Origin of the sequence: Streptomyces sp. B1866 (assembly GCF_031932565.1) — a bacterium.
Taxonomy (GTDB): domain Bacteria; phylum Actinomycetota; class Actinomycetes; order Streptomycetales; family Streptomycetaceae; genus Streptomyces.
In genome coordinates this window covers 1-16,960 of sequence record NZ_JAVSCF010000137.1, presented here as the reverse complement: position 1 = coordinate 16,960, position 16,960 = coordinate 1, and the positions used below count along the sequence as shown (strand labels likewise).

Here is a 16,960-nt window from a genome sequence, read left to right as displayed (position 1 = left end):
GCCGGCCCGGCGGCGTCCGGCGGCGCCCCGCGCGCCGCGAGGGCGCTCAGCGGCGCCGGGGGCGTGAGGGGAGGTGGCGAGCGCCATGCGGATCCGCGGGCTCCGGCGCTACCGGCCCGGCCCCGGCCGGCCCCGGCCGCCGAGCCGCGCGCTGATCGCGGTCCCGGTCGTGCTGATCGGGCTGATCGCCCTGGTCGACCTGGTGACCTCGTCGGACATCCAGCTCGCCCCGCTGCTCGTCGCGGCTCCCGCGATTAGCGCCTCGGTCGGCGGCCCCGCGCTGGCGGCGGGCATCGGCGCGCTCGCGGTGGCCGTGCAGACCGCGCTCACCTCGATGCACGGCGGCCTGGGCGCGACCGGCCAGCAGGCCCAGCTGGCCGGGCTGGTCGTGGTGTCCGTCTTCGTGGTCGTCTTCTGCTACGCGCGCGACCGGCGCGAGCGGGAGCTGACCCGGGCGCGCAGCGTGGCCGAGACCGCCCAGCGCGCGCTGCTGCGCCCCCTGCCGCCGCGCGTCGGCCCGCTGCTGATCGCCTCGGTGTACGTCGCGGCCGAGGCCGAGGCCCAGATCGGCGGCGACCTCTACGCGGCCGTACGGGTCGGAAACGGCACGCGCGTGATGATCGGCGACGTCCGCGGCAAGGGCCTGACCGGTGTGGGCAACGCCGCGCTGCTGATGGGCGCCTTCCGCGCCGCGGCCCACCGCGGCCTGCCGCTGCCGGGCCTGGTGGCGCACCTGGACCGGGCCGTCCACTGGAACACCACCGTCCCCGAGGACGGTGTGCGGGAGGACGGCGAGTCGTTCATCACCGCCGCCCTGGTGGACATCCCCGACGACGGCCCGCTGATCAGCCTCGTCACCTGCGGCCACCCGCCGCCGCTGCTGCTGCGCGACGGCGCGGCCACCGCCCTCGACGTGGCCGCCCCGGCGCTGCCGCTGGGCCTGGGCCTGCCGTACCACGAGAGCTTCCCGGCCGAGACGTTCCGCTTCGAGCCGGGCGGCTCGCTGCTGCTGTACACCGACGGCGTCATCGAGGCCCGCGACCGGCACGGCGCCTTCTACCCGCTCGCCGAACGGGCCGCCGCCTGGTACGAGGCCGACCCGCCGACCCTGGTGCGCCGCGTCCACGACGACCTGCTCGCCCACGCGGGCGGGCACCTGGACGACGACGTGGCGATGATCGCGATCCGCCGCCTGGAGTGACGCCGGCGGGCCCTGCCGCGGCGGCCGGGGGTGGGGCCACCCCTACCCCGGACCCCCGAAATCCAGGGGGGTACCCGGATGGCGGCGGACGGGACTCGGCCGAAATGATCGGCTCCATGAACACAGTGATATCCGGCCCCGGGCCGAGCCGCCGTCGGCTGCTGCTCGGCGCGGCCCTGGCGGGCGTCGGCGCGGTGGCGGTCCCCGGCACGGGCCCGGCGTCGGCGGCCGCGCGTGGCTCCGTACAGCGTGCCGGGCAGGACGAGCGGGCGCGGCTGGAACTGCCCGCCCCGACCGGGCCGCACCCCGTCGGCACCGTCCGGCTGCACCTGGTCGACCCCTCCCGGCCCGACCCCTGGAGGGCCGACCGGCCCGAGCGCGAGCTGATGGTCACCGTCCGCTACCCGGCGCTGACCACCCTGGGCCACCCGCGCGCGCCGCAGCTGACGGACGGCGAGGCGGCCGGCTTCGACGAGGTGAACAACCTCGGCGAGGACATCCCCAAGGGCCGGGTCGACTGGGCCGGCACGCGCACGTTCGCCCACTGCGGCGCGCCGCTGGACCGGCGCGGCGGCCCGTGGCCCGTGGTGCTGTACTCGCCGGGCGTGGTCGACCCCGGCTCGCTGGGCACCACGCTCACCGACGAGCTGGCCTCCCAGGGCTACGTGGTGGTGGTCCTGGACCACACGTTCGAGACCACGGCGGTGGAGTTCCCCGGCCGCCGGGTGGAGAAGACCGTCATGCTGAAGGAGTTCGCGGAGGCGAAGGAGCACGAGCGGATTCCGGAGCTGCTGTTCAAGGTCTCCGACGAGCGGGTGAAGGACACCGCGTTCGTCCTGGACGAGCTGGAGCGCGGCCTGCCCGGCCCGCGCGGGCCGCTGGGCCCGCGGGGCTGCGAGGGCGCGCTGGACCTGGACCGGATCGGCATGGCCGGGCAGTCGGCGGGCGGCTTCACCGCCGTGCAGACGATGCACGTCGACCGCCGCCTGAAGGCCGCCGTGAACCTCGACGGCGTGCTGGCGTACGTCCAGGACGACAAGGACCCGGCCAACCCCTCGTCGGCCGCCACGGAGGGCGTGGACCGCCCGGTGCTCCTCATGGGCATGGAGGGCGACGACCACCACACCATCCCGTCCTGGGGCGGCCTGTGGAAGCACAGCACCGGCTGGCACCGGGACCTCACCCTGCTCGGCGCCGCCCACGCCACGTACACCGACGCCGCCTCGGCGGTGCCGCAGATCGCCCGCCGGCTCGGCCTCGGCCGGGAGGTGGTGACCGGACTCGTCGGCACGGTCCCGGCCGACCGCGCGGTCGCCGCGCAGCGGGCGTACGTCACGGCCTTCTTCGACCGCTGGCTGCGCGGCCGCGGCGACGGCGGCCTGCTGGACGGGCCCTCGGGCCGGTACCCCGAGGTGCGGTTCGTGCGCTGAGGCGCGCCGGCGGGCCGGGGGCGGCCGGGGCGCGCCCCCGGCCGCCCTCCGCAGGGCTCTGGTCAGCCCTCCGCGTCCAGCCCCGCCAGGAAGTCCAGCAGCGCCGCGTTCACCTCGTCCGGCCGCTCCTGCTGGGTCCAGTGGCCGCAGCCCGGCAGGACCACCGTGCGGCGCAGGTTCGGCGCGTTCTGGGCGGCCAGGTCCAGGATGGCCTGGGGGCCGCCGCCGAGGGCGACGACCATGTCGCGGTCGCCGACCACGAACAGGGCGGGCGGCTGGATCCTGGCGCCGTTGAAGGCCGCGAGCAGTTCCCAGTTGCGGTCGATGTTGCGGTACCAGTTGAGCCCGCCGGTGAAGGCGCGGTCGCCGTGCCCGGCGAACTCGCGGGCGAAGGTCCGCACGTCCTCCTCGGTGAACCAGCCGGGCAGGGCCTGGGGCTCCGGGATGGTGTCCGTGATGGTCCGGCCCTCCGGGACCACCCACGGGCGCGGGTTCGCCTGGGCCGGGTTGTCCCCCGAGCCGCTGTGGAGCACGCGGCGGAAGGTGCTGGCGACATCCCGCGCGAACTCCGCGTCCGCGACCCCCGGCTGCTGGAAGTACAGCTGGTAGAAGCCGTCCCCGTACGTCGCGCGGGACAGGGCCGTGGGGGCGAGGAACGCGGGCGGCACCGGGGGCACGCTCAGGCCGGCCACGCCGCGCACCACGTCCGGGCGCAGCAGGGCCGTGGCCCAGGCGACGGGCGCGCCCCAGTCGTGGCCGACGACCACGGCCCGTTCCTCGCCCAGCGCGTGGATCAGGCCGATCACGTCGCCGGTCAGGTGCGGCAGGGTGTAGGCGCCGACGTCCTCGGGCTGCGCGCTGCGGGCGTAGCCGCGCTGGTCGGGGGCCACGACGTGGTATCCGGCCGCGGCCAGCGGCGCGAACTGGTGGCGCCAGGAGTACCAGCACTCGGGGAAGCCGTGCAGTAGCAGCACGAGCGGGCCCTCGCCCTGCTCGGCGATGTGCAGCCGGACGCCGTTCACCTCGATGTCGCGGTGGGTGACTCCGGCGAGGGCCGGCGTGGGGTTCGGGGTGTTCGCCGTGGTCACGGGGGGCCTCCCTGGGGGCGGGCGCTGGGGCGGTACGGTCGGGTACCGACGGTAGGGCAAACGGGCGGCCCGCGCGGGGCGTTCCCGTACGGACGCCCGTTCGCGCCTGCACCGTTCGCGCGCCTGTGCCGGTCCGCGCCCGTACGTTCCCCTGCCCGTACGCTCCCGCCGAAGCCGCCGCGGTCACGGGGCCAGGACGTCCAGCTCCCGCATCGCGCCCTCGGTGATCTCGCGCGTGTAGCCCTCCGCGCGCGCCGCGTCCCGCGCCCGTACGGCCTCCGCGACCCGCACGTGCAGGGTGACCGCCTCCGGGTCGGGGTCGGTGAACATCACGTCGTGTTCGGTGCGGCCGGTGAGCACGGCGGCGACCACGTCCGCCAGCCGCGCGAACATCTCGTTGCCCGACGCCTTGAGGATCACCCGGTGGAAGGCGATGTCGTGCACCAGGTAGGCGTCGAGACGCTGCCCGCGCGAGGTGGCGACCATGCCCAGGGCCTGCTCGGTCAGTTCGGCGCACTGGGCCGGGGTGGCGTGCGCGGCGGCCAGGGCGGCGGCGGCCGGTTCGACGGCGGAGCGCAGCACGGTCAGCGAGCGCAGCTGGCGGGGCCGGTCGGGGCCGGCCAGGCGCCAGCGGATGACCTGGGGGTCGAAGACGTTCCAGGCGTCGGCCTCCCGCACGGTCACCCCGACCCGGCGGCGGGACTCCACCAGGTGCATGGACTCCAGGACCCGTACGGCCTCGCGGACGACCGTGCGGGAGACCGCGAAGCGCCGTTCCAGCTCGTCGGTGCGCAGCACCGTGCCGGGCGGGTACTCGCCTGCCGTGATCGCGGGCCCGAGGGCCGCCAGCACGCGCGCGTGCAGTCCTCGATCGGGAGCGGACTGGGGAGGGGGTTGCTGGGCGGACATGGGCTCAGCCTACGGCTCACAGCAAATATGTATGACTTTTACGTCGCCGACACTTGAATAAGTCGTATCAATGGGGTTTGGTGGCCGGTGGCTCCCACGGCCGGACCCCTGCGGACACCGGGCCGCGGCCGCAGTCGAAGAAGACAGGCTCCAGCCACATCAGGAGGGCAGCGAGGTGTCGAAGAACACCCCTGAGGTCGCCGTCGTCATGGGGGTCTCCGGTACGGGCAAGTCCACGGTCGGCGCACTGCTCGCCGAGGACCTGGGCGTGCCCTACGCCGACGCCGACGACTTCCACCCCCCGGCCAACATCGCCAAGATGTCGGCCGGCACCCCGCTGGAGGACGCCGACCGCTGGCCCTGGCTCGACGCCATCGGGGCCTGGGCGCGCGACCACTCGCGGCCGGGCCGCCCCGGCGGGGTCGTCAGCTGCTCCGCGCTGCGGCGCGCCTACCGCGACCGGCTGCGCGCCGCCGCCCCCGGCCTGTGCTTCCTGCACCTGACGGGCGAGCGCGAGCTGATCGCCGGCCGGATGGCGGCCCGTAAGGGCCACTTCATGACCGCCCGGCTGCTGGACTCCCAGCTCGCCACCCTCGAACCGCTCCAGCCCGACGAGCCCGGCACCGCGCTGGACATCGCGCCGGAGCCGGAGACGATCGCCGCGCGGGCCGCCGACGCGCTGCGCACCGCCTGCGCGAGGCGGTCGTGAGAGCGTACGGGCCCGGGGCCCGCGCGCTGGCGGCGGACGCCGCCGACCCGATCACCTCCGCGAGCCACGCCCACCTCGGGCTGGCCGTGCTGGCCGGTATCGCCGTCATCGTCCTGCTCATCACCCGGTTGCGGCTGCACGCCTTCCTGGCGCTGACGGTCGGCTCGCTGGTGCTGGGCGCCGCCGCGGGCGCGCCGCTGGACAAGGTGATCGCAAGCTTCACCGCCGGGCTCGGCTCCACCGTCGCCGGCGTGGGCGTGCTCATCGCGCTCGGCGCGGTCCTCGGCCGGCTGCTCGCCGACTCCGGCGGCGCCGACCAGATCGTGGAGACGATCCTCGCCCGCGCGGGCGGCCGGTCCATGCCGTGGGCCATGGCGCTGATCGCGGGCGTCATCGGGCTGCCGCTGTTCTTCGAGGTCGGCATCGTGCTGCTGGTGCCGGTGGTGCTGCTGGTCGCCCGGCGCGGCGGCTACTCGCTGATGCGCATCGGCATTCCCGCGCTGGCCGGACTGTCCGTCATGCACGGCCTGGTGCCGCCGCACCCCGGGCCGCTGGCCGCCATCGACGCGGTCGGCGCCAACCTGGGCGTCACGCTCGCGCTCGGCGTGCTCGTCGGCGTGCCGACGCTGGTGATCGCCGGGCCGCTTTTCTCCCGGCTGGCCGCCCGCTGGGTCGACATAGCCCCGCCCGCCGCGCTCACCCCCGAACGGCCCGCCGCACCGCCCGAGCGGCGGCCCGGCTTCGCCGCCACCGTGGCCACCGTGCTGCTGCCGGTGGTGCTCATGCTCGGCAAGGCGCTCGCCGACATCGTGGTCGACGACCCGGACAACCACGTGCAGCGGGTCGCCGACGTGGTCGGCGCGCCGCTGGTCGCCCTGCTCGCGGCCGTACTGGTGGGCATGGTCACCCTCGGCCGGGCGGCCGGCTTCGGCCGGGAGCGGCTGTCGGCGACCGTGGAGACGGGCCTCGCGCCGATCGCCGGGATCCTGCTGATCGTCGGCGCGGGCGGCGGCTTCAAACAGACCCTCATCGACATCGGCGTCGGCGACATGATCCTGGACGTCTCCGAGGACTGGCACGTCTCCGCGCTGCTGCTCGGCTGGCTGATCGCGGTCGGCATCCGGCTGGCCACCGGCTCGGCGACCGTGGCCACCATCTCCGCCGCGGGCCTGGTGGCCCCGCTGGCCGCCGACATGAGCACCGCGCACGCCGCGCTGCTGGTGCTGGCCGTCGGCGGCGGCTCGCTGTTCTTCAGCCATGTCAACGACGCGGGGTTCTGGCTGGTCAAGGAGTACTTCGGGATGAGCGTCGGGCAGACGGTGAAGACCTGGTCGGTGATGGAGACGGTCATCTCCGTCGTCTCGCTCGGGTTCGTGCTGCTGCTGTCGCTGGTGCTGTAGTCCGTCGCTGGTGCTGTAGTCCGGGGGGCCGGAGTCCGGGGCGCGGCTCCCCGTCCCGGGCCGCGCCCCGGCCCCGTACGTGTCGATCCCCCTGTCCCCGGCACGCTCCGCTTAATGACGTTAAATTGTCAAGTGGGCCACGGAGCGGGAACGATGGCACGCATGCCGACGCGACTGGATCGCACCATCGTGGTGAACACCGCCCTGCGGCTGCTGAACGAGGTGGGTCTGGACGGGCTCACCCTGCGCCGGATCGCCAAGGAACTGCACGTCCAGGCCCCCGCCCTCTACTGGCACTTCAAGAACAAGCAGGAGCTGCTGGACGAGATGGCCACCGCCATGTTCCGCGGCATGGCCCGGGACATGGCGGCCGAGGGCCTGCTGGCCGGGCTGCCGGGCGAGGCGGCCGGACCGCAGGCGGCCGGACCGCAGGCAGCCCGACCGCAGGGCGCCGGCCCGCAGATGGCCGGCCCGCAGGCGGTCGGCCCGCGAATGGTCGGCCCGCACCGCCCGCCGCCGCGCGCGAGGAGCCCGCGCGAGGGCGCGAGCACATCCCGTGCGGCGCTCGCCCCGCATCCCGCGCCCCCCGCGCGCACCATCACACCCGTCACCCCGCTCGCCTGGCAGGAGCAGATCCTCGCGGTCCACCACCGGCTGCGCCGCATGCTGCTCGGCTACCGCGACGGCGCCAAGGTCTTCAGCGGCACCTGCTTCACCGGCACCGACCACGCCCCGGTCATAGAGGCCCACCTGCGGGCGTTCGTGGCCTCGGGCTTCTCGCCGAGCGGCGCCGCCCGCGCCTTCTTCGTCGCCTTCGCCTTCACCATCGGCTTCGTGATCGAGGAGCAGGCCGTGACCGGGCGGCCCGGCGAGCCCGGCAGCGGCATCGACGTGGAGGAGCGCGGGCGGCGGCTGCGCGTGGACTTTCCGCTGGCCGCCGGCGTGGGCGCCGACCTGTTCGGCGACTTCGAGGCCCGGTTCGAGGAGGGGCTGCGCACCATCGTCGCGGGCATCGAGGCGACCCTGTTCACCCCCGCGGACCCGCCGGCCCGCCCTGGGAGCCAGGGCTGACCGCCGTCTTACGGGCACGCCGGCGCCGTACGGGCCCTGACGGGGCGTACGGGACGGGCCGGGCCGGACGGACCGATGTGGCCAACGGGCTGAGAGAGACGGCCGGATCCGCGTACGCTTCTGGGCCGATGACCGAATTCGCCGAAGAGGCCCGTTCCCGGGCCGCGCGCCTGCTCCGGATGGCCGGCAGCGTCGGTCCCCTGGAGCGTGCGCGCCTCATCGAGTACGCCAACGCCACCCCCGAGCCGCCCGTCATGGGCTCGTTCGGCATCGGCACCACCGGCTGCCCCGACTGCCGGCGCACCATGTGGCAGCAGCGCGACGCGGACGGCCCGGTGTGGGTGTGCGCGTTCTGCGGCCGCGTGGAGGCGGTGACCGTGCGCTGCCCGCACTGCGACGTGCCGATGGAGCCGCCGCCCGCCGGCTGGTTCGACCGGTGGCGCTGCCCCGCCTGCCCGCGCGTGGCCGCGACCGGCGACGGCGCCGAGGACGTCGAGCGGCGGGAGCGCGACCGCCGCGCCGCCCTGAACCTGCTGGACGGCCTGGACGACCTCGACGGGCTCGACAGCCTCGACGACCTCGACGACCTGGACGGGCTCGACGGGCCCGAGGGTCTGGACGGCCGGGCGGCCGGATCGCCCGTGCCGGGCCGCTGACGCCGGTGCCGGGCCGCCGACGACGGGCGGCCCGGCACCCGGGCGTGTCAGGAGGGCCGTCAGGCGGCGGTGGCCGCCCGCCCGCGCTTCGGCGCGGTCAGCGACCGCTTCAGCACCGGCGTCAGCCGCCGCTCCACCAGCTGGTGGATCAGCCACGCCAGCACCAGCATGGCCACGATCGTCAGCGCGAACGTCGCGTACGCCGGGACGTCGAAGGTCCGGTGGAGCGCCTTCACCACCACCCAGCCCAGGTGCTCGTGCACCAGGTAGAACGGGTAGGTGAGGGCGCCCGCGGTGGTCAGCCAGCCCCAGTTCGCCCACCGCAGCCAGCCGAGCGCGGCGGCGGCCACCGCCACGTACCCGAAGGCGACGACCGCGATGATGCCGCCCACCGAGCGGTAGGAGAAGAAGTGCGGGTTGGGCTCGTGCCACAGCCCGGCCACCGCGAAGTGCTGGCCGATCAGGAAGCTGATGGCCACGATCCCCCAGGACAGCGCGTCGTGCCCGTAGCGGTGGACCAGGTACAGGCCGATACCGCCGATGAAGAACGGCGCGTAGTCCGGCATCAGGACCATGTTCAGCATCGGCTCGTCCAGGCCCTGCGTCATGGCCGCGGCCAGCGTCCACACCGCGCAGAACAGCACCACGCGCTGCCGGTTCGCGCCCGGCAGGACGACGAAGAGCGCGAAGAGGGCGTAGAACCGCAGCTCGGCCCAGAGCGTCCAGCACACGCCGAGCACCCGGTCCGCGCCGAGCGGCTGCTGGAGCATCGTGAAGTTCACCAGCGTGTCGCTCATGCCGACGGACGCGAACGTCACCCAGGGCAGCGCGAACACGACGGTGACCAGGATGATCGCCGCCCAGTAGGCGGGGAAGAGGCGGGCCACGCGGGAGGCGAAGAAGTCCCGCAGCGAGCGCCCCCAGCCGCTGAAGGCAATGACGAAGCCGCTGATCACGAAGAAGATCTGGACGCCGAGGCAGCCGTAGGCGAAGTACTCGGACGCGGTGGGGAAGACGTGCCGCGGGGAGGTGCCCCACGACTCGCTGATCTCCCCGCCGCGCCCGCCGTAGTGGTAGCAGGCCACCATGAGCGCCGCCAGCAGCCGCAGCCCGTCCAGGGCGCGCAGCCGGGGCGCGGGGGCCTTCCTGCGGGCGGCGGGCTGTCCGCCGTCCGCCGTGCGCGGCGCGGGCAGCGCCGCGGTGCGTATCGCCGCCTCGTCGCCTTCGCCCTCCAGCCCGGCGGCGGGCTCGGGGGGCGCCCCCGCTGTCGCGCTCACGCGGCCCCCTCGCTCACCCGGAGCGCCGCGCGCGCCGCACCCGCGGAGCGCGGGCCGGCGGCGTACGCGCCGATGGCGTACGGGCCCGTGGCGTACGGGCCTGCGGAGCGGGAGCCGGTGGCGTACGAGGCCGTGGCGCGGGTCCGTATGGCGGGCACCGGGTCCTGCGCGCCGTGCGTGTCACGGCGTCCGCGAGCCGCGCGAGCGAGGCCGGGGACGCGTCGTATGTGGTGTTTCATCCCGGGTAGCTCATCCCGTCGCTGATTTCTTCAACGTGGCCCGCTTGATGGCGCGAGCCCGGCGCGCGACCCGCCGCACCGTGTCGTTGCGGGGGATAAACGCCAATTGGGAGGGTACCGCGCCCGGCAGGGCGAGCGAGGTCAGCCGGCGGCGCTTGAAGTACCGCCAGGTGTGCGCGTCCAGCTGGGTGGACAGGTAGTCCTCGGCGGCGGCGCGCAGGTGCGGGTAGATCTGCGACTGCATCGCGAAGCCGACCGCGGTGACCAGGCCGTTCAGGGCGTTGCCCGCCCGCTCGTCGGTGCCGGCCGGGGCCTTGGCCGCGGCGGCCACGGCCTTGTGGTCGGCCAGGTCGGGCAGCAGCGCGTCCACGATGGTGACCGGGACGCGGTTGCTGTTCTGGTACGGCGCCAGGCGCTCCAGCAGCACCTCGGTGCCGACCCGGGCCGCGGGCAGCCCGTAGAAGACCCGCGCGGTCAGCAGCGCGGTGGAGAAGCAGCCGACCACCAGCGCCGGGCGCATCCGCTGGTAGAGCACCTCGGCCAGCACGGGCGAGTCGAGCACGGTCAGCTCGGCGCCGAGCCGGCCGGCCTCCTTCTCCAGCATGCGCGACCAGCGGGCGGGCGCGGTGGGGTGCGGCTTGAAGACGACCGAGCGGTGGCCGAGCGCGACGACGCCGCGCAGCATCCGCACGTGCAGCTCTTCCTCCTCCTGCGGAGTGAGGATGTCCAGCGCGGACAGGTACTGGCCCAGCAGCAGGGCCGGGCCCTCGCCGGTGGCGATCCGCTCGCTGGCGGAGACCACGGCGCGCGGCGCGGCGTCGGCCACCTCGGCGAGCACCTTGGCGAAGGTGTCGGAGGGCACGATCTGCGGCTCGACGCCGAACTCGGTCAGCAGCAGCGGCCGCAGCCCCGGCACCAGGTCCAGGTGCAGCAGGCGGCGGATGCGGGTGCCGATGAGCGGGTCGAGCTTGTTGCGGGTGGGGCCGTAGCTCATCAGGCCGTCGGCGTAGACGTCCACGGGCGCGTCCAGGAAGACGGCCGCGACCGCCGTGGCGGGCACGACCTGGATGGACTCCAGCGCCAGCTCCACGTCGTCGTCGCCCAGGCCCCACAGCATGCGCAGGTAACGCTCCCACAGGGGCGCGTCGTCGGCGCGGGGGTTCCAGCCGCCCGGGTGGAAGGGGCTGATGGCCTCGTTCCAGGACAGCACGGTGTCGAAGCGGCCGCGCAGCCGGTCGAAGCCGGGCATCTCGTCCAGGGCCGGGGCGATCTCGGGCGTGGCGGCGTTGTTGCTGACCAGCAGGATGCGGCGGTCGGCCCGGTCGAAGCAGCCCGCGTCGAGGGCGGCGGCGAGGGTGGCGACGCCGTAGAGGGTCGAGGCGAGGAAGATCTGGGTGCGCCGACGGCCGGAGCCGGTACGGGCGGGCGCGGCGGCGGCCGGGGGCACCGGCGAGCCGAAGACTCCGGCGCCGGGGGANGTGCGCCGACGGCCGGAGCCGGTACGGGCGGGCGCGGCGGCGGCCGGGGGCACCGGCGAGCCGAAGACTCCGGCGCCGGGGGAGGCCGCGCCGGGAGGGGCCGCGCCGGGAGGGGCCGCGCCGGGAGGGGCCGCGCCGGGAGACGCCGCGCCGGGAGACGCCGTGCCGGAGGAGGCCGCGTCGGGGGACGTCGCGCCGGGGGAGGCCGCGTCGGGGGCGGGGGTGGCGGGAGGGACGGACATCAGACGGCCACCTCCGCGCCCACCGGGCGCCGCCGCACGCGCCGCAGCCGGGCCGCGCGCTCGTAGTCCATGGAGTCCAGGGCGTCCCGGAGGAGGTCCTGCGGCATGCGCTTCATCGCCGCCGCGGACAGGGAGCGGAGCCTGCGGGCCACTGCCGGTTCGAACCTTTCGATGTTGCCGAGGTGGTGGGAGATGATCGCGAGGTAGGTACGGATGGCCTTGGGCAGCAGCTTGGCCGCCTCTTCGTCCTGCGCGGTCTCCTCGATCACCTGGTCGAACGCGCGGATGAAGTCCAGCTGCCGCACGTCGCCGATCTGCGTGAGGGAGGAGGCGACGCCGCGGCGGTAGTAGACGCCGAGCAGGCCGACGACGGCGAAGGTGCGCGCCCTGCGGTGCAGCCGCCAGATCCAGGGCCGGTCCTCGGCGGTGCGCAGGCCGTCGCGGAAGTGCAGCAGGCCGTCGTCGGCCAGCCGCCGGTGGTAGATGCCCGCCCACGCGTACGCGTAGTCGACGCAGGTGGAGCGGTCGGCGGGCAGGATGGCGGCGCGCGGGTCGAGCACGGTGTTGCGCCGGCCGTGGGGGACTCGGAAGATCTGCCGGTTGCGGACGGTGCACTGGACGTGGTCGGTGCGGACGAAGTCGACGCCCAGGTCCTCGATGGCGGACAGCAGCCGGGGGTAGTAGCCGGGGGCGAGCCAGTCGTCGCCGTCCAGGAAGGTCAGGTACTCGCCGCGGGCCGCGTCCAGGCCGGTGTTGCGGGCGGTGGCCAGCCCGCCGTTCTGCTGGTGGCGCACGAGCCGGGCGCCGGGCAGCTCGCGCTCGGCGCGCTCCAGGATCTCCGGTGTGCCGTCGGTCGAGCAGTCGTCGACGAGGACGAACTCGAAGTCGTCGCGCGCGTTCGCCGCGAGGCTTCTGAGGGTATCCGGGGCATATGTCTGCACGTTGTAGAACGGCACGATGACGGAGAGCTTTACCACCCGGGTCACCGTAGGGCCCCGCTCGGCGCCGTGTATGGCCGTTGTGAAAAGTAAATGTGAACGAAGCGTGGCGGAACGGTGAACATGGGAACCCATCGTAGCTGTTTGCCGACAGTCGACTCTCTGTTAACCGTATCTTTACCTTGGGTTGGGTCACTCATTGCAAACTCTTCCTAGCGTCGATGCGTGCCCTCTTTCCCTTCACCTCTGCGAGTCGCCGTGCTCGCCGACTCCGACACCCGGTGGAAATGGGGCGCGTTGACCGCCCAGCGCCTCGTACCGGACCAGTCGGGCCGCATCCTCGACGGCTACCTGCTGCGTGGCCGCGCCACCCCCACCGTCCGCCAGCTGACCGAGGTCGGCGTGCGCGCCGACTCGCTGCGGGAGGTCACGGGTGTGGAGTTCGTCACCAGCGTGGACCGCGAGCACTGCGACGTGATCATCCTGTCCTGCGTGGGCGGCGCCGTCCAGGCCATGCTGCACGGCCTCGCCCGAACGTGGGAGCGCACGCCGGGGCGCCGCCCGGTCGTGGTCACCGGCTACGTGGGCGTGGTCTACGAGAAGCTGGCCGACGGCCTGCTGCTGCGCCACGGCGCCGACGTCGTGCTGGCCAACTCCGCCCACGACGCCGACCGCTTCCGCGACGTCTACCAGGGCGTGGGCGCCGACCCGTCCGCCGTGGTCGAGTGCGCCCTGCCCTTCCTCGGCGGCGCCCCCTACGACGAGCGGGCCCGGCTGCGGCGGCGCTACCAGGGCGGCACCGTGGTCTTCGCCGTCCAGCCGTCCGTGCCCGCCACCCGCGCCGACCGCCTCTACCTGCTCCAGCGCGCCGTCGGCCACGCCCGCAGGTACCCGGACCGGGAGGTCCTGGTCAAGCTGCGCAGCAAGCCCGGCGAGCACACCACGCACATCGAGGAGCTGCCGTACCAGAAGCTGGTCGACAAGCTCACGGACGTACCGCCCAACTTCCGGCTCGCCTACGGCAACATGGGTGAGGTGCTGGACGCCGCCGACCTGCTGGTCACCGTCAGCTCCACGGCCGCCCTGGAGTCCCTGCACCGCGGCATCCCCACCGCCGTCCTCACCGACCTCGGCATCCGCGAGGCCCTGGGCAACCACCACTTCCTCGGCTCCGGCTGCCTGGCCTCCTGGGACCAGCTCGACGACGGCCTGCTGCCCAAGCCCGACCCCGCGTGGGTCGCCCGGCAGGGCGTGGCCACCGACGGCGCGTACGAGACGGCCTTCGACGCCGCGCGCGAGCGGGTGCTCTCCCTGGCCGCCGCCGACGCGCTCCCGGCCCCCGCGCCCTACTACACTCGCGTCACCGCACCCGGCTACCTCCCCGGCGTGCTCGCCCGCTACGGCCTGACGCCCGACGGGCGGCCCCGGCCCGGTGCGGTGGCCGCCGACACCGAGGTCAGCGGCCTGCGGAGGGCCGTGCGCAACACCGTCCGCGAGGCGGCGCGTGGCGCCTACCGGCACGGCGTGCAGCGGGTGGCCCCCGTCATCCGCCGCATGGGAGATTTGTGACCGGCCGAGCCGCCCGCGCGGCGAACGACCCGCGCGGCGGCCCGGACAGAACCACCGAAGGAGCCGCCATGCCCCCCTCCGAACGGCGCGTGCTCGCCGTGATCCCCGCCCGCGGCGGGTCCAAGGGCGTGCCCGCCAAGAACCTCGCCGCGGTGGGGGGCGTGCCGATCGTCGCGCGCGCCGTGCGCGAGTGCCTCGCCGGCCGCCTGGTGACCGACGTGGTGGTGTCCACCGACGACGCCGGCATCGCCGCCGCCGCGCGCGGCGCGGGCGCCGAGGTCGTGCACCGCCCGCCGACCATCGCCGGCGACACCGCCACCAGCGAGGCCGCGGTGCTGCACGCCCTGGACGCGTACGAGGCCATGAGCGGCGCCCCGGCCGACGTGGTGCTGCTCGTGCAGTGCACCAGCCCGTTCCTCACCCGCGACGACGTGGACGGCGTGGCCGCCGCGGTGCTGGACGACGGCGCGGACACCGCGCTGACCGTCGCCGCGTTCCACGGCTTCGTGTGGCGGGACGGCGCCGACGGGGCCGGCGGAGACGAAGGAGGCGGCGGCTTCGGCGTCAACCACGACAAGTCCTACCGGCCGCGCCGCCAGGACCGCCCGCAGGACCTGCTGGAGACCGGCGCGGCCTACGCCATGCGCGTGCCCGGCTTCCGCGCCGAGAAGCACCGCTTCTTCGGCCGTACGGCCCTGGTGCGCACCGACCCGGCCCGCGTGCTGGAGATAGACGATCCGCACGACCTCGACCGGGCCCGCGCGCTCGCGCCGCTGCTGGACGGGCCCCGCGCCGGCGCGCTGCCCACCCGCGAGGACGTGGACGCGGTCGTGCTGGACTTCGACGGCACCCAGACCGACGACCGGGTGCTGATCGACTCCGAGGGGCGCGAGCTGGTCGCCGTGCACCGCGGCGACGGCCTCGGGACCGCCGCGCTGCGCCGGGCCGGCCTGAAGCTGCTGATCCTCTCCACGGAGAAGAACCCGGTCGTGGCGGCCCGGGCCCGCAAGCTCCAGGTGCCCGTGCTGCACGGCATCGACCGCAAGGACCTCGCGCTCAAGCAGTGGTGCGAGGAGCAGGGCGTGGCGCCCGAGCGGGTGCTCTACGCCGGCAACGACGTGAACGACCTTTCGTGCTTTGACCTGGTCGGCTGGCCAGTAGCGGTGGCGAGCGCGCACGATGTGGTGCGCGGTGCCGCGCGCGCGGTCACCACCGCGCCCGGAGGCTTCGGGGCGATCCGCGAGATCGCCTCGTGGCTCCTCGGAAAGGAACTGTCCTAGATCGACGCCCGTCATCCAGGCGGCCCGCCCGGCCGCGCGCCCAGCAGCCCGACGACCCGTTCGGCTATAGGCAACCGTCCGCGGACCCCCCGCGGACCCGCCCGAAAAGTTATCTCGAAAGGTTTCACGTGAGCTCCGACATCCGCCTCCGCACCCTCGGCGACAAGATCGTCGGCCCCGGTCGCCCGGTCTACGTCACCGGTGAGATCGGCATCAACCACAACGGCGACCTGGAGAACGCGTTCAAGCTGATCGACGTGGCCGCCGACGCGGGCTGTGACGCGGTCAAGTTCCAGAAGCGCACCCCGGAGATCTGCACCCCGCGCGACCAGTGGGACATCGAGCGCGACACCCCCTGGGGCCGGATGACCTACATCGACTACCGGCACCGCGTCGAGTTCGGCGAGGACGAGTACCGGGCGATCGACGAGCACTGCACGAAGCGCGGCATCGCCTGGTTCGCCTCCCCGTGGGACACCGAGGCCGTCGCCTTCCTGGAGAAGTTCGACGTGCCGGCCCACAAGGTGGCGTCCGCGTCGCTGACCGACGACGAGCTGCTGCGCGCCCTGCGCGCCACCGGCCGTACGGTCATCCTGTCCACCGGCATGTCCACGCCGCGCCAGATCCGGCACGCGGTGGAGGTGCTGGGCAGCGACAACATCCTGCTGTGCCACGCGACCTCGACCTACCCGGCCAAGGCCGCCGAGCTGAACCTGCGCGCCATCAACACGCTCCAGGCCGAGTACCCGAACGTGCCGATCGGCTACTCCGGCCACGAGACCGGCCTCCAGACCACCCTCGCCGCGGTCGCCCTCGGCGCCGTCTTCATCGAGCGGCACATCACCCTGGACCGCGCCATGTGGGGCTCCGACCAGGCCGCCTCCGTCGAGCCGCAGGGCCTCCAGCGGCTCGTGCGCGACATCCGCGTGGTGGAGGAGTCGCTGGGCGACGGCGTCAAGCGGGTGTACGACAGCGAGCTGGGCCCGATGAAGAAGCTGCGCCGGGTCGCGGGCGTCGTCGCCGAGCGCGAGGCCGCCGCCGAGTAGGCCCGCGGGCCGGTCGCCGGTCCGGCGCACACCGGACCGGCGACCGGCCGAAGGCCCTGCCCGACCGCCGGGACCGCCCGGGACCCGGCCCCCGGAAACCGCCCGGGGCCCGACCGCCGGAACCGGCCCGGGCCCGACCGCCGAGAACCGTTCCGCCGCGACCCGGCTCCCGGGAGCCGCACCCCGGCCCCGGGGCGGCCGGTCGCCGAGACCTTCAGGAGCCATCCGCCGTGAGCGCACCGGCCGCCGGGCCCGGCGAGCCCCCCGCCACCCTCGCGTTCGTCGAGAGCCCCGTCCAGCTGCTCAACGTCCTGGAGTGGGCCCACGCGGACGCGCTCCGCGCGGCGGGCGGGCCGCCGCCCGGCTCCGGCGCGGTGCCCGGCGCCGTGCCCGGCGCGGCCTCTCGGGCGGCGGACCCCGCTGCGGC

Annotated in this window: 15 protein-coding genes and 2 pseudogenes; 11 read left to right on the top strand and 6 right to left on the bottom strand. The window is 74.8% G+C overall.

Going from position 1 to position 16,960, the window contains the following annotated elements:
• The first annotated feature begins 85 nt into the window (after positions 1–85).
• Positions 86–1,201, top strand: coding sequence for a PP2C family protein-serine/threonine phosphatase (locus RKE29_RS18395; RefSeq protein ID WP_312006516.1), 1,116 nt, complete (start codon positions 86–88; stop codon positions 1,199–1,201).
• 116 nt (positions 1,202–1,317) lie between these two features.
• Positions 1,318–2,631 (top strand): hydrolase, encoded by a 1,314-nt coding sequence (locus RKE29_RS18390; protein ID WP_312006515.1) that lies wholly within the window; start codon positions 1,318–1,320, stop codon positions 2,629–2,631.
• 62 nt (positions 2,632–2,693) lie between these two features.
• On the opposite strand, the gene RKE29_RS18385 is transcribed toward RKE29_RS18390, so the two are convergent.
• Both RKE29_RS18385 and RKE29_RS18380 read right to left on the bottom strand, forming a co-directional pair.
• Positions 2,694–3,719, bottom strand: a complete 1,026-nt coding sequence (locus RKE29_RS18385) for an alpha/beta hydrolase (RefSeq protein WP_312006514.1) — start codon at positions 3,717–3,719, stop codon at positions 2,694–2,696.
• Positions 3,720–3,902: 183 nt separating this feature from the next.
• Positions 3,903–4,628, bottom strand: a complete 726-nt coding sequence (locus tag RKE29_RS18380; RefSeq protein WP_312006513.1) for an FCD domain-containing protein — start codon at positions 4,626–4,628, stop codon at positions 3,903–3,905.
• Positions 4,629–4,836: 208 nt separating this feature from the next.
• On the opposite strand from RKE29_RS18380, the gene RKE29_RS18375 reads away from it, so the two are divergent.
• From RKE29_RS18375 to RKE29_RS18355, 5 genes and pseudogenes are all read left to right on the top strand, one after another.
• Positions 4,837–5,337, top strand: a complete 501-nt coding sequence (locus RKE29_RS18375) for a gluconokinase (RefSeq protein ID WP_312006520.1) — start codon at positions 4,837–4,839, stop codon at positions 5,335–5,337.
• Positions 5,334–6,737 (top strand): gluconate:H+ symporter, encoded by a 1,404-nt coding sequence (locus tag RKE29_RS18370; RefSeq protein ID WP_312006512.1) that lies wholly within the window; start codon positions 5,334–5,336, stop codon positions 6,735–6,737. Before RKE29_RS18375 ends, RKE29_RS18370 begins: the two co-directional genes overlap by 4 nt.
• A 162-nt stretch (positions 6,738–6,899) precedes the next feature.
• A pseudogene (locus tag RKE29_RS18365) lies at positions 6,900–7,085 on the top strand (TetR family transcriptional regulator); the annotation flags it as partial.
• Positions 7,065–7,808 (top strand): TetR/AcrR family transcriptional regulator C-terminal domain-containing protein, encoded by a 744-nt coding sequence (locus RKE29_RS18360; RefSeq protein WP_312006519.1) that lies wholly within the window; start codon positions 7,065–7,067, stop codon positions 7,806–7,808. The pseudogene RKE29_RS18365 and the gene RKE29_RS18360, both read left to right, overlap by 21 nt.
• 128 nt (positions 7,809–7,936) lie before the next feature.
• On the top strand, positions 7,937–8,464 hold the full coding sequence (locus RKE29_RS18355; protein WP_312006511.1) for a hypothetical protein: 528 nt from the start codon (positions 7,937–7,939) through the stop codon (positions 8,462–8,464).
• A 59-nt stretch (positions 8,465–8,523) separates the two neighbouring features.
• Here the strand turns inward: RKE29_RS18355 and RKE29_RS18350 are convergent, their stop codons facing one another.
• The 4 genes from RKE29_RS18350 to RKE29_RS18335 form a co-directional block, all read right to left on the bottom strand.
• Complete coding sequence (locus tag RKE29_RS18350; protein ID WP_312006518.1) at positions 8,524–9,657, bottom strand: acyltransferase; 1,134 nt, start codon at positions 9,655–9,657, stop codon at positions 8,524–8,526.
• An 80-nt stretch (positions 9,658–9,737) separates the two neighbouring features.
• Positions 9,738–9,899, bottom strand: a complete 162-nt coding sequence (locus tag RKE29_RS18345; RefSeq protein WP_312006510.1) for a hypothetical protein — start codon at positions 9,897–9,899, stop codon at positions 9,738–9,740.
• Between the two features lie 91 nt (positions 9,900–9,990).
• Positions 9,991–11,700 carry an alpha-2,8-polysialyltransferase family protein gene (locus RKE29_RS18340; RefSeq protein ID WP_312006509.1) on the bottom strand — a complete coding sequence of 570 codons (1,710 nt, stop codon included), beginning with the start codon at positions 11,698–11,700 and terminating at the stop codon, positions 9,991–9,993.
• Complete coding sequence (locus RKE29_RS18335; RefSeq protein ID WP_312006508.1) at positions 11,700–12,677, bottom strand: glycosyltransferase family 2 protein; 978 nt, start codon at positions 12,675–12,677, stop codon at positions 11,700–11,702. Before RKE29_RS18335 ends, RKE29_RS18340 begins: the two co-directional genes overlap by 1 nt.
• A gap of 219 nt (positions 12,678–12,896) precedes the next feature.
• Between RKE29_RS18335 and RKE29_RS18330 the strand changes: the two genes are divergently transcribed.
• From RKE29_RS18330 to RKE29_RS18315, 4 genes and pseudogenes are all read left to right on the top strand, one after another.
• Positions 12,897–14,207: a DUF6716 putative glycosyltransferase gene (locus RKE29_RS18330; protein ID WP_312006517.1), complete on the top strand. Its 1,311-nt coding sequence runs from the start codon at positions 12,897–12,899 to the stop codon at positions 14,205–14,207.
• Between the two features lie 68 nt (positions 14,208–14,275).
• Positions 14,276–15,487, top strand: a complete 1,212-nt coding sequence (locus RKE29_RS18325) for an acylneuraminate cytidylyltransferase (RefSeq protein ID WP_312006507.1) — start codon at positions 14,276–14,278, stop codon at positions 15,485–15,487.
• Positions 15,488–15,615: 128 nt separating this feature from the next.
• Complete coding sequence (locus RKE29_RS18320; RefSeq protein WP_312006506.1) at positions 15,616–16,533, top strand: N-acetylneuraminate synthase family protein; 918 nt, start codon at positions 15,616–15,618, stop codon at positions 16,531–16,533.
• Between the two features lie 230 nt (positions 16,534–16,763).
• Positions 16,764–16,960: pseudogene (locus tag RKE29_RS18315) on the top strand (hypothetical protein); the annotation flags it as partial.

Bases quoted from the DNA above. Each gene is read 5' to 3' on its own strand.
- RKE29_RS18395 (WP_312006516.1), top strand. From the start codon at position 86: ATGCGGATCCGCGGGCTCCGGCGCTACCGGCCCGGCCCCGGCCGGCCC.
- RKE29_RS18390 (WP_312006515.1), top strand. From the start codon at position 1,318: ATGAACACAGTGATATCCGGCCCCGGGCCGAGCCGCCGTCGGCTGCTG.
- RKE29_RS18380 (WP_312006513.1), bottom strand. From the start codon at position 4,628: ATGTCCGCCCAGCAACCCCCTCCCCAGTCCGCTCCCGATCGAGGACTG.
- RKE29_RS18375 (WP_312006520.1), top strand. From the start codon at position 4,837: ATGGGGGTCTCCGGTACGGGCAAGTCCACGGTCGGCGCACTGCTCGCC.
- RKE29_RS18360 (WP_312006519.1), top strand. From the start codon at position 7,065: ATGGCCACCGCCATGTTCCGCGGCATGGCCCGGGACATGGCGGCCGAG.
- RKE29_RS18355 (WP_312006511.1), top strand. From the start codon at position 7,937: ATGACCGAATTCGCCGAAGAGGCCCGTTCCCGGGCCGCGCGCCTGCTC.
- RKE29_RS18325 (WP_312006507.1), top strand. From the start codon at position 14,276: ATGCCCCCCTCCGAACGGCGCGTGCTCGCCGTGATCCCCGCCCGCGGC.